Source organism: Thermococcus sp. Bubb.Bath (assembly GCF_012027595.1).
Lineage (GTDB): Archaea > Methanobacteriota_B > Thermococci > Thermococcales > Thermococcaceae > Thermococcus.
In genome coordinates this window covers 84,113-94,507 of sequence record NZ_SNUR01000003.1, presented here as the reverse complement: position 1 = coordinate 94,507, position 10,395 = coordinate 84,113, and the positions used below count along the sequence as shown (strand labels likewise).

Here is a 10,395-nt window from a genome sequence, read left to right as displayed (position 1 = left end):
CGGTTCTCTCGGGGACTGAGCTTCCCCCATGTTTTCGACTATTGACGAGTTTGATGTTGGCATTAAGCGAAAACCTTTTAAAGTCCGGAGACCCTATGGTTATTCAGGTGAAGATGTATGGAGAGCGGTGTAAAATTACTCAGGAAGAAACTCGGTGTTGTTAAAAAGCAGAAGGAGTACCTTTTTCTGGAGGAAGCAAAGCTCCTTAGGATGGCCAGGCAGGGCAGCAGGGCTGGCGCAAAGCTTGAGAAAGTCAAGAGGGAGAAGTTCCGCGTTCTGGCCGAGGAGGCAAAGCTCCTCAGGGTTATAAAGCAGAGCGGTAGGCCCGCATGAACTCTCGTTTTTTCCGCTTTTGCCACCAAACTTAAAAAGGCTTTTCTCGTAGACTGGACGGGTAGTGATAACCCTCTAAAAGTTGGAGAGGTGATTTTTAATGCCGAGAAAGGCCAAAGAGTATCCCGAAGAGGGAGAGTTCGTTGTCGCCACTGTCAAGAACATTCACCCTTACGGTGCATTTCTCAAGCTCGATGAGTATCCGGGTAAGGAGGGCTTCATGCACATCAGCGAGGTCGCCCCGACGTGGGTCAAAAACATCAGGGACTTCGTAAAGGAGGGCCAGAAGATAGTCGCCAAGGTCATCCGTGTTGACCCGAGCAAGGGGCACATCGACCTGAGCCTCAAGCGCGTCAACCAGCAGCAGAGGAAGGCCAAACTCCAGGAGTACAAGCGCGCCCAGAAGGCAGAGAACCTCCTCAGGATGGCCGCTGAGAAGCTCGGAAAGGACTTCGAGACGGCGTGGAAGGAAGTCTGGGTTCCGCTGGAGGAAGAGTACGGAGAGGTCTACGCCGCCTTTGAGGATGCAGCCCAGAACGGCATCGATGTCCTCAAAGACCTCGTGAGTGAGGAGTGGCTCGGGGCGCTTGAGCCCATAATCATGTCTTATGTCGAGATTCCGCGCGTCACCATTGACGCCGAGTTCGAGATAACCGTCCCCAAGCCAAACGGTGTCGAGATAATCAGGGAGGCCCTAATCCGCGCGAGGGATAGGGCCAACGAGGAGAAGGAGATTGAAGTTAAGTTCTCCTATCAGGGTGCCCCACGCTACAAGATTGACATAACCGCCCCGGACTACTACAAGGCCGAGGAGGTTCTTGAGAGCATAGCGGAGGAGATACTCCGCGTCATCAAGGAAGCCGGCGGAGAGGCAACCCTCCTCAGGAAGGAGAAGAGGATAAAGAAGGTCAAGAGGAAGGGTGAGTGATAAATGCACTTCAGGATACGGAAGTGCCCCAACTGCGGCAGGTACACGCTCAAGGAGGTCTGTCCTGTCTGCGGGAGCGAGACCAAGGTAGCTCACCCGCCGCGCTTCTCTCCGGAGGACCCCTACGGGGAGTACAGGCGCAGGCTGAAGCGTGAGCTTTTGGGAATAGCCAGGGGGGCAGGAAAATGAAGGAAACGGTCGTTTACATGCTTGAGAGGCCCCAGTTGAAGGACCCGGTGTTCATAGAGGGCCTTCCTGGGATAGGTCTGGTAGGAAAGCTTGCGGCTGACCACCTAATTCAGGAGCTTGGAGCCGTCAAGTTCGCCGAACTATACTCACCCCACTTCATGCACCAAGTTCTCATCAAGAAGGGCTCGATAGTTGAGCTGATGAAGAACGAGTTCTACTACTGGAAGAACCCCGACGAGAACGGAAGGGACCTTATCATAATCACCGGCGACCAGCAGGTCCCGCCGACTGACAGCCTAGGACACTACGAGGTCATTGGAAAGATGCTCGACCTCGTCCAGGAACTCGGGGTGAGGGAGATAATCACCATGGGTGGCTACCAGGTGCCGGAGCTCCAGGGCGAGCCGAAGGTTCTCGCGGCGGTAACCCACGAGGAGCTCGTTGAGCACTACAAGGAGAAGCTCGAGGGCTGCTCAGTTGAGGTAACCTGGAGGGAGGACGAGGGCGGAGCTATCGTTGGTGCCGCGGGCCTTCTCCTCGGCATGGGCAAGCTCCGCTCCATGTACGGCATAAGCCTCCTCTGGGAGAGCCTCGGCTACATCGTCGACCCGAAGGCGGCCAAGGCGGTTCTCAGCGCAGTGGCGAAGATACTCGGCATTGAGATTGATATGAAGGCCCTCGACGAGAGGGCCAAGGAGACCGAGGAGATACTCCAGAAGGTCCAGGAGATGCAGAGGGCGATGCTTGAGCAGGGAATGCCCCAGTCGACGCAGGAAGAGGAGGACAGGGGCTACCTCTGAGCCCCTGCTTCTCTGTGTTTTTATCTTAGTCCCATTTTTCAGAGATTAAGCACAGATATTAAGAGTAGAAGTGAAGCTGAACGTCAGGCGTCTATCCTCAACTTGAACAGTCTCTCGACTTCTTCCTTCACCTCTTTTGTCTCCCCGCTGAGGATGAGTTTTCCGCCCGCTATGACGTAGACCCTGTCGACGACCGGGAGGAGGGGCTCCCAGATGTGGCTTATTATCAGGAAACTCCTGCCCTCTTTCTCTTTCTTCATGAGTCTTATGAAGCGCCCTATACTCTCAAAGTCGAGGTTTGCCAGCGGTTCGTCTATCATGACCAGCTCCGGGTCGCCGATGAAGGCCTGGGCGACGGCGAGCTTCTTCAGCATGCCAGAGGAGTAGTTCCTCGTTAGTTCATCGAGGAAGTCGAGCTCAAATAACTTAGCGACTCTCTCCACCTCCTCCTCGCTGAAGCCCTTCGACCTTGCCAGGAATCCAAGCCATTCCCTCCCGGAGACGAGGGGCGGAAACGAAACTGGGTCGTAGGCAACGCCGACCCTTTCCTTCGCGGGGGCATCCTTCCAGGGGTCCCTCCCGAAGAGCTCTATCCTCCCGGAACTGGGCCTGTAAACCCCGGTCGCCAGTTTGAAGAAGGTGCTCTTTCCACCGCCGTTCGGGCCGAGGATGAGGTTGGTGCCCTCCGGTATCTCAACGGTGACCCCATCGAGCGCGACGATTTTACCGAACCTCTTGGTCAGGTTTCTAGCGGTTATCATGCCTTCCACCTCCAAACGGCTAAGATTAGGGCCAGAATCGTTATGGAACCGTACAGAACCCTCTGAACCGGCAGAGTCGGATAAACCCCGTGGTAGTGGCCAGAAAACGTCATCGAGCCATCTGAGGTGTAGAGAGCGTAGCTCCCCGCGTGCGGGAGAACGATGGGAGCGTTTAGGTGCCCGCTCACCGTGGAATTGAAAACAGTAGCGTTGGTGAACTGGTCGAGGACGACAACCCTTCCCCGCCCGTTGAACGTCGCGTTGAGAACCATCCAGCCGGGGGAGTGGATGGGAACGTAGCTGAACGTTGAGTTGGTGCGTGCCAGGACTGCCGGGCCTATGAAGCCTGAACTTCCCCTCGCGGTTAGGTACGCTCCCCAAACGCCCACCAAAGCGAGCAGGAAGGTGAGGAGGAGAATGAAAACGAACTTCCACCTCACAGGACATCCCTCCCCGTGAAGGCGATTGAAGAGGCGAACAGAAGCACCGCGGGAATCACCAGCCCCCAGAGAAGGTTGGAGCCCTCAAGAGGAGAGGCTCCCGTGAGTGCCCTGCTCATAAATGGGAGGAATGAGAAGGGCGGCCAGCTGAGCCCTGCAAAGAACGGGAGGACGAGAACGAAGAAAGCTCCCATAAACGCGAGGAACATGTCCCTCAGGAGCGTTGAGAAGAGAACGGAAACCGAGAGCGAGAAGAGGACGAAGTAGGTTGCAAAGATTACGAGGTTGAGATATCTCCAGCTCAGGACGATTTCCCATACCTTGGACGCGATGTCGGCGTTGGGCACGAAGTCCGCGAGGAAAAGGGGTATGTAAAGGGCCAGGAGGGAGAGGATGACGACCGAGAGGAGCTTTCCTATGAAGATGCTCACCTTGGAGTAGGGGAGGGAGTAGACGGTGAGGGCGTAGCCGCGCTCCCTGTCGTAGCGGAAGGCGAGAACGGAAAGAACCGCCACGAGGAGGCTCAGGAGAATCCAGAAGCCGAGGGAGAGCATGGGGTAGCTGAAGAAGTGCTCGGCGGTTATGCTGCTGAGGATGAAGTCCTTCCCGTAGGCCTCTGGATGGCCTCCAGTCAGGCTGGTCATACTCCACTGGGACTTCAGATACGCCACCGTCAGCAGGTAGGTTAAGGCGGGAACGCCGAGGGCGAAGAGCAGCAATCTTACGCCGTCCTCCAGCTCCCAGCGGAGCAGCGTTGCCAGCTTCCTCAAACTATCACCTCCTCTTCCCCAGGAATGCAAGGGCCAGCACCAGCAGGGCGAGCAGCGCTAAGAGCCATGTTCTCGAAGCTGGTGGTGAGGCCGAGGCCTGGATATTCGGACGGCTTTCCTCCTTTGGATAGCTGAAGCGGTAGAGGATAACCCCGGGTGCGGCGGCTTTAACGAGCTTCCCGTGGGAGAACTGGGGCTTGAGGGTGTTGTCCATGTTGTCGGCAACCGTGAGCGCATATATCTCAACCGACGCCTCAAGGTCTGGAATCACACCAAAGAATCCCGGGGAAACATCTTCTCCCGGGTTGAATAGAACCATTGTTCTTCCGAAGGCCTTGGCCCCGCTGGGGTCGGTGATGTTCACCGGCTCGCTCACCATCATGACGTTCGGTCCCGTGAAGTTGCGGTAGTAGGTCACGTAGGTCGTCGAGTTGAGGATATCCACCCCCTCAAACCTCAAGCGGGTTCCGTTCAGAGTTGTTATGTAGGTCATGTTAGTAACCGGGTAGAGGCCGAAGAGAAAGGTGTGGCCGTAGGGCTTCCCGTCCAGCGAGTAGACGGTTCCGGTGTTCAAGTTAATCCTGTATGCCCCTTTGATTGTTAGATTCTTCCCGTAGTCTGCATCGACAAGGGAAATGTTGTTGCGTGAGTAAGGTGTCGTGTTAATCGGGGTAAACGGTGGGGAGCAGGTTGCGCGGTAGTATGCATCAACATCCGAGAAGGGCCATCTCAAAGAGGGGTCGCCGTAGAGAATGACGGTGACGTTGATGAGAGCCCAGTTGTTGGAAACGTCGGTGACGTTGAAAACAACCCGAATTCTCTGAAAGCCGAAGTTGGCGAGGCAGTCGTCCCAGTGGTAGTAGATGCCCCCGCCGAACACGTTTGGCCTACTTGGGGTGGAGTTGGCGTAGTACTCCACGTAAGCTCCAGGTTTGAGCCAGTACGGTGATTGAAGTGCTGCAGTTGCATTGGGAATCGGGAACACGGAAAAGAGCAAAAGAAGAACGAAAAACACGGTTACTCTAAGAGTTGTAGACTTCATGCTCTCCACCTCCATACCGCTAGGGCAAACAGGAGGAAGAACATAGAAGACCCAAGGTAAGAGGTCTCCTGAACTCTCTTCGTGGCGTACGGACTCCAGAGTTGATCGGTGCATGTGATGGAAGTGTTGGAACCGTCGCCATAGTCACTGTAGTCTCCGGCGTGGGGGAGAACCACTACGAACTGGCCGTGGCCGTGAACGCTTGCGTTGAGGAGGGTCTTACCCGTGATGTCGTCCGTGACCACAACCCGCCCTATTCTGCCGTTGCACGTGAGGTTTAGCAATGCCCAGCCCGGAGAGCTGAACTGGGAACCCCCTGTCCCATCAACCGAGTAAATTCCCCCTGGCCAAACTGCGTGATGAACGAATGAGAACTCAACCACGGGAATCAGAAACAGAAAACCCACTGATAGCAGGAGGAAGGAGAGGAAGCGGTGCCTCATTTCACATCCCTCCAGTTAACCATCACCAGGGAGGTGAGGATTAAAACCCCCGGCAGAACAATCCCGTAGAGAACGATGCTCCTTTGAGGGAGGAACTTGAGAAAAATGTGGCCTTTGACAAGCGCAAGGACCTGAGCCTTACTCAGGAAGCTGCTCGGCGGGAGGTTTGCGTTCAAGAGGTAGGGGGTCACGAGAACAGGGAACGCGACTACCAGAGCCGCCAACATGCTTCTAAGAGAAACGGCGAGGAAGATAGTAACAGATATGATGTAGAGAATACCGAGCAGGAGGAGCACCGAGAACACTATAAAGCGTTCCCCGGTGAAAAGGGACAGGACAAAACCAGGAGTGTCTGCAAAGTTAATCGGAATAAGGACGAACATTGGGACAAAGAGGAGGGACAGGGAGAGAAGGAATACCGTGAAGAGCTTGGCCAGAAAAATCTCGTACTTCCTGTATGGCAGGGAGTAGAGGGTGAGCTCGTAGCCTCCCTCTATCCCCGACCGAAAGGTAAACGCCGCCAAGACGGCTGTGAAGAACGAGAGTGTTATCCAGAGACCGGAGGAAGTGGCGGCCCTCACGAGTACCATGCCGCTCATAGAGGGCAGCCCTGATACAGAAGTTGAAACGGTTCCGAACATTCCGGTGCTCGTGAGGAGGCCGTGCTGGAGGATTATGGCCACTGCAATTATACCGATCACAGTCACAAGAACCCTGAGATGCTCGTTGATCTCCCAGCTGATGAGGTTCATCAGCCTGCCCATACGATTACCTCCTGTACCACATCAGCACTGCCCCAGCAACCACGGCCAATGCCAGCAGAGGGATATACTTCATCCCCGAGCCAGTCGGCGGTGATGCTTTGGTTTCCGCGGGTTCTCCGAGGCTTGCGTTTGCCAGCATGACACCTGGAGCCCACACCACATTGGGAACTCCTTGTTGCCCCTTCATCAATTTCTCGTTAATTGAGGCCGCCATATCGTCGCTCCACATGAATCCGTAAACCCCGACCGCGTTGAAGTCTGGTATAGGGTCCATCATGAAAGAAATGCAGACATCGTACCCCGGATTGTAGAAGGAGTCAAAGAACGTGCGTCCATTTCCCACGAGAACAGGTTCGCTGTGGACGATTACGTTGGGCTTTTGGAACGCTGAGTAGTAAGTGTTCATTGTTGCGTTTATTACCTTCACCTCCCTTATTCTCACCTTCTTCCCCTTGTAGATGGCGAACGTCTCGTTCTCTTTGAACCCGTTCCACAGAACTGTATGCCCGTAGGCCTTCCCACTGAAGTCGTAAACCCACCCGTTAGTGAGGTTTATAAGGTAGTCCCCTCCGACGATGAGGGAGCGGAGAAAGACTTTCGTTATGTTGTTGGGTGTCCTCGTGATGTTTATGACGCTTCCATTGCTCCAGAACGGGTGAACAGTAGCATTATTAGGATAGGTGACGATGACCGGGAAGGTGGAGTTTTTTGTGGTTACCGTTATTGAAACGTGAACCCTTGCGTTGTTCTTCTTCACTTCTGTTATTCTGAAGAGAACCGTGACGTTGGGCCCGCTAATACCGATGAGCGTCCCGTTCCTGTCCACGTAGAAGCCTCCGCCCACTGGATGATAGCTCTGGGCCTTGTACTCCAAGAACGCCCCAGGTTTCACCCAGTACGGCGCTCCCTGTGGAATAGATGCTCCCATTACACCACCATCGAGGATGAGGAGTGAAACCAGGACAAAAAGAATCTTTTTCATAGTGTGATCCCCGCATTTATCTGCAACAAATGTAACTTTAAACCTTTTGGTAAGTTAAGAAGGAGAAAAAGGAAAAGCCGAGATATAGCGGGGATTTACTCCCCTATGCTTTCCTTCAAAAGATCAATTCCAAGCTCAAGGTACTCTTTAGCTTTCTCCTCGCTCTTGGCCTCGCTGAAAATTCTGATTATCGGCTCGGTTCCACTGGCCCTCACTAAAACCCAGCCGTCCGGGAAGAGTATCTTCGTTCCGTCCGTGGTGTCTATTTTGTAGCCCTTCTTCTCTGCGAGTTCGGCCACTTTAGCTACGATGGCCTTTCTATCGCCTTCAACATGCCTCTTCGTCTTGAACTGGTAGTACCTTGGCAGTTCATCTATGAGCTCGCTGAACTTCTTGCCGCTCTTGGCGAATATCTCGACTATCTTGGCTGTGGTCATTGCCCCGTCCCTGCCAAGCACGAAGTCCGGGAAGATAACGCCGCCGTTCTCCTCGCCGCCAATGGTGCCGTTGTTTTCAAGCAGGGCGCGGGCAACTATGAGGTCACCAACCTTTGTGCGCATAACTTTGGCCCCGTTCCTCTTTGCTACCTCATCGAGGAGGTTTGATGTGGCTACTGTGGTGACGAGGAGCCCTCCTCCCTTCTCCCTCAGCACGGCATCGGCAACGAGGGCAAAAGTCTTGTCGCCCTGGATGAAGCGGCCGTTCTCGTCGATGAAGACCGCCCTGTCTGCGTCTCCGTCCTGGGCCACGCCGAAGTCCGCTCCAAGGGCCTTCACTATCTCCTTGAACTCCTTCAGGTTCTCCTCGTTCGGCTCCGGGTTTCTGGCGGGGAAGTGGCCGTCCGGGTGGGCGTTGACGGAGACGACCTTACAGCCAAGCTCCCTTAGGAGGTAGGGCAGGGTAAGCGAACCGGCACCGTTTGAAGTGTCCACGACGACGAATGGTTTCCTCTTCTTTATTGCTTCAACGTCTACCCTGTTTTTTATCGCCTCGATGTAGGGCTTGATGATGTCTTCCTTCCTCAGCTCGCCTATCTCGTCCCACTTCGCCCTGTAGAAGTCCTCACTGAAGAACAGCTTCTCAACTACGGCTTCCCTCTCCTTCTTCAGGCCCATGCCGTTCGGTTCGAGGAGCTTTATGCCGTTGTACTCTGGCGGGTTGTGAGAGGCCGTTATGACCGCTCCTCCATCCCCCCCAAAGTGGTCTGTTGCCCACTGAATTGCGGGAGTTGGGGCTATTCCAACGTCTATGACGTCGCAGCCGGTGCTCAAGAGCCCGCTTATCAGGGCATCCTTCAGCATCTCACCGCTTACCCGCGGGTCCCTGCCCACAACTACGAGCGGCCTTTCCTTGCCTTCCCTCCTAAGGAGTGTTCCAAAGGCCATGCCGATTTTAAGAGCGAACTCGGGGGTTATCTTCTCGTTCGCTATTCCCCTAACTCCGAAGGTCCCAAAGAGTTTTCCCATTGCTACCACCTCTATCACCAAGAGTGATAAATGAATTTAAAAGGTTAGTCCCTCCCGAAGTCGTCCTCAAAGCGAACTATGTCGTCCTCGCCGAGGTACTCACCTATCTGAGTCTCGATGACCTCAAGGATGACCTTCCCGGGGTTCTCAAGGCGGTGCTTGACTCCAGCGGGGATGAAGGTGCTCTCACCTGGGCGGAGGAGTATCTCCTTATCCCCAACGACCACCGTTGCAGTTCCCCTCACCACGACCCAGTGCTCGCTCCTGTGGTAGTGCATCTGGAGGGAGAGCTTCTTACCCGGCAGAACGGTCAGGCGCTTTATCTTGTAGCGGTCGCTCTCCTCAAGGACTGTGTAGCTTCCCCAGGGCCTGTATGCCGTCCTGTGGACTATAGCCCGTTCGTCGCCCATTTCCTTAAGAGCCTTGTAGACCTCCTTGACCCTCTGGGTCTCGCCCCTGTGAGCAACCAGGAGCGCGTCTCCCGTGTCTACGATTACCAAATCGCTGACTCCAACGGTCACGGTCAGCCTCTCGGTCATTATCAGGTTGTTCTTGGAGTTCACCCCAATGTGATAGCCCTTCCTTCCACGTATCCGGATTGCATTTCCATCCCCGTCCTTCTCAAAGACCTCGTATATCGCGTCGAAGCTCCCGAGGTCGCTCCAGTAGACGTTAAGGGGAACAACGGCCGCCTTGTCGGTCTTCTCCATGACGCCGTAGTCGATGCTTATTTCCGGGACTTTCTCGTAGGCTTCCTCGATTTCGGAGCTCGACTCGAAGGCCTCAAGGACTTCGGACGCGTGCTTCGCAACCTCCTCAAGGAAAAGTGAGGTGGAGAACGCGAACATTCCGCTGTTCCAGAAGTAGCCCCCCTCAACGTACCTCTTCGCAGTTTCGAGGTCCGGCTTCTCCTTGAACTCATCAACAGCGTAGCCTATGAGCTTTCCGTCTTCCTCAATTCTCTCGCCCGGCTTTATGTAGCCGTAGCCCGTGTGCGGCCTAGTGGGTTTTATGCCAAAGGTTACGAGAAACCCGTCGGCGAGCTTCTCCGCGTTCTCAAAGGCCTTCTCGTAGGCTTCTCCGGCCTCTATTAGATGGTCGCTTGGGAGGACGGCCACTTTAGATGGCCCGAACTTCTCCTCTATTTTAATGGCCGCCCAGACCAGTGCCGGAAGGGTGTTCCTCCCGGCCGGTTCGAGCAGGATGTTCTCCTCTGGAAGCTCTATTCCTACCTCCCTAAGGTCATCGAGAACCCTGAAGCGGTAGTCCCTGTTGGTCACCACGAATATCTCTGAGGGCTCGGAGAAGAGGAGCGCTCTCTCAACCGTGTGCTGGAAGAGGCTTTTCTCATCGAGGAAGTGGACGAACTGCTTGGGCATCAGCTCCCTGCTCAGTGGCCAGAGCCGCGTCCCCTTTCCCCCCGCTAGAACAATGCTCTTCATGATTACCACCTGTAACACTCCGCGCCGATGTCTTA

13 protein-coding genes are annotated in these 10,395 nt (G+C 54.9%); 4 read left to right on the top strand and 9 right to left on the bottom strand.

Annotation, left to right across the window (positions count from 1 at the left end; genetic code table 11):
* Nucleotides 1-117 precede the first annotated feature (117 nt).
* The 4 genes from E3E29_RS07710 to E3E29_RS07695 all read left to right on the top strand — a co-directional run bounded on the left by E3E29_RS07710 (nucleotide 118) and on the right by E3E29_RS07695 (nucleotide 2,250).
* The gene (locus E3E29_RS07710; protein ID WP_167910413.1) at nucleotides 118-333 is read left to right on the top strand and encodes a hypothetical protein; all 216 of its coding nucleotides are present in this window, start codon (nucleotides 118-120) and stop codon (nucleotides 331-333) included.
* Between the two features lie 100 nt (nucleotides 334-433).
* Nucleotides 434-1,261, top strand: a complete 828-nt coding sequence (locus tag E3E29_RS07705) for a translation initiation factor IF-2 subunit alpha (protein ID WP_167910412.1) — start codon at nucleotides 434-436, stop codon at nucleotides 1,259-1,261.
* 3 nt (nucleotides 1,262-1,264) lie between these two features.
* Nucleotides 1,265-1,450 (top strand): RNA-protein complex protein Nop10, encoded by a 186-nt coding sequence (locus E3E29_RS07700; protein ID WP_167910411.1) that lies wholly within the window; start codon nucleotides 1,265-1,267, stop codon nucleotides 1,448-1,450.
* Entirely contained in the window at nucleotides 1,447-2,250 is an 804-nt protein-coding gene (locus tag E3E29_RS07695) for a proteasome assembly chaperone family protein (RefSeq protein WP_167910410.1), read from the top strand. The genes E3E29_RS07700 and E3E29_RS07695 overlap by 4 nt, the downstream gene beginning before the upstream one ends.
* Before the next feature lie 83 nt (nucleotides 2,251-2,333).
* On the opposite strand, the gene E3E29_RS07690 is transcribed toward E3E29_RS07695, so the two are convergent.
* The 9 genes from E3E29_RS07690 to E3E29_RS07650 form a co-directional block, all read right to left on the bottom strand.
* Nucleotides 2,334-3,011, bottom strand: a complete 678-nt coding sequence (locus E3E29_RS07690; protein ID WP_167910409.1) for an ABC transporter ATP-binding protein — start codon at nucleotides 3,009-3,011, stop codon at nucleotides 2,334-2,336.
* Nucleotides 3,008-3,451 carry a hypothetical protein gene (locus E3E29_RS07685; protein WP_167910408.1) on the bottom strand — a complete coding sequence of 148 codons (444 nt, stop codon included), beginning with the start codon at nucleotides 3,449-3,451 and terminating at the stop codon, nucleotides 3,008-3,010. The genes E3E29_RS07690 and E3E29_RS07685 overlap by 4 nt, the downstream gene beginning before the upstream one ends.
* The gene (locus E3E29_RS07680) at nucleotides 3,448-4,221 is read right to left on the bottom strand and encodes an ABC transporter permease subunit (RefSeq protein ID WP_167910407.1); all 774 of its coding nucleotides are present in this window, start codon (nucleotides 4,219-4,221) and stop codon (nucleotides 3,448-3,450) included. Before E3E29_RS07680 ends, E3E29_RS07685 begins: the two co-directional genes overlap by 4 nt.
* A gap of 4 nt (nucleotides 4,222-4,225) precedes the next feature.
* Entirely contained in the window at nucleotides 4,226-5,263 is a 1,038-nt protein-coding gene (locus E3E29_RS07675; RefSeq protein ID WP_167910406.1) for a hypothetical protein, read from the bottom strand.
* Nucleotides 5,260-5,706 (bottom strand): hypothetical protein, encoded by a 447-nt coding sequence (locus E3E29_RS07670; protein ID WP_167910405.1) that lies wholly within the window; start codon nucleotides 5,704-5,706, stop codon nucleotides 5,260-5,262. The genes E3E29_RS07675 and E3E29_RS07670 overlap by 4 nt, the downstream gene beginning before the upstream one ends.
* Nucleotides 5,703-6,470 carry a hypothetical protein gene (locus E3E29_RS07665; RefSeq protein ID WP_167910404.1) on the bottom strand — a complete coding sequence of 256 codons (768 nt, stop codon included), beginning with the start codon at nucleotides 6,468-6,470 and terminating at the stop codon, nucleotides 5,703-5,705. Before E3E29_RS07665 ends, E3E29_RS07670 begins: the two co-directional genes overlap by 4 nt.
* A 4-nt stretch (nucleotides 6,471-6,474) precedes the next feature.
* Nucleotides 6,475-7,452, bottom strand: a complete 978-nt coding sequence (locus E3E29_RS07660) for a hypothetical protein (RefSeq protein WP_167910403.1) — start codon at nucleotides 7,450-7,452, stop codon at nucleotides 6,475-6,477.
* A 95-nt stretch (nucleotides 7,453-7,547) separates the two neighbouring features.
* Nucleotides 7,548-8,918: a phosphoglucosamine mutase gene (gene glmM / locus E3E29_RS07655; protein ID WP_167910584.1), complete on the bottom strand. Its 1,371-nt coding sequence runs from the start codon at nucleotides 8,916-8,918 to the stop codon at nucleotides 7,548-7,550.
* Between the two features lie 44 nt (nucleotides 8,919-8,962).
* A complete protein-coding gene (locus tag E3E29_RS07650; protein WP_167910402.1) occupies nucleotides 8,963-10,360 on the bottom strand; it encodes a mannose-1-phosphate guanylyltransferase/mannose-6-phosphate isomerase in 1,398 nt (465 codons plus the stop codon).
* Between the last annotated feature and the right edge of the window lie 35 nt (nucleotides 10,361-10,395).

Coding starts and splice junctions, on each gene's coding strand:
- E3E29_RS07670 (WP_167910405.1), bottom strand. CDS start 5,706: ATGAGGCACCGCTTCCTCTCCTTCCTCCTGCTATCAGTGGGTTTTCTG.
- glmM (WP_167910584.1), bottom strand. CDS start 8,918: ATGGGAAAACTCTTTGGGACCTTCGGAGTTAGGGGAATAGCGAACGAG.
- E3E29_RS07700 (WP_167910411.1), top strand. CDS start 1,265: ATGCACTTCAGGATACGGAAGTGCCCCAACTGCGGCAGGTACACGCTC.
- E3E29_RS07710 (WP_167910413.1), top strand. CDS start 118: ATGGAGAGCGGTGTAAAATTACTCAGGAAGAAACTCGGTGTTGTTAAA.
- E3E29_RS07660 (WP_167910403.1), bottom strand. CDS start 7,452: ATGAAAAAGATTCTTTTTGTCCTGGTTTCACTCCTCATCCTCGATGGT.
- E3E29_RS07665 (WP_167910404.1), bottom strand. CDS start 6,470: ATGGGCAGGCTGATGAACCTCATCAGCTGGGAGATCAACGAGCATCTC.
- E3E29_RS07690 (WP_167910409.1), bottom strand. CDS start 3,011: ATGATAACCGCTAGAAACCTGACCAAGAGGTTCGGTAAAATCGTCGCG.
- E3E29_RS07695 (WP_167910410.1), top strand. CDS start 1,447: ATGAAGGAAACGGTCGTTTACATGCTTGAGAGGCCCCAGTTGAAGGAC.
- E3E29_RS07650 (WP_167910402.1), bottom strand. CDS start 10,360: ATGAAGAGCATTGTTCTAGCGGGGGGAAAGGGGACGCGGCTCTGGCCA.
- E3E29_RS07675 (WP_167910406.1), bottom strand. CDS start 5,263: ATGAAGTCTACAACTCTTAGAGTAACCGTGTTTTTCGTTCTTCTTTTG.
- E3E29_RS07705 (WP_167910412.1), top strand. CDS start 434: ATGCCGAGAAAGGCCAAAGAGTATCCCGAAGAGGGAGAGTTCGTTGTC.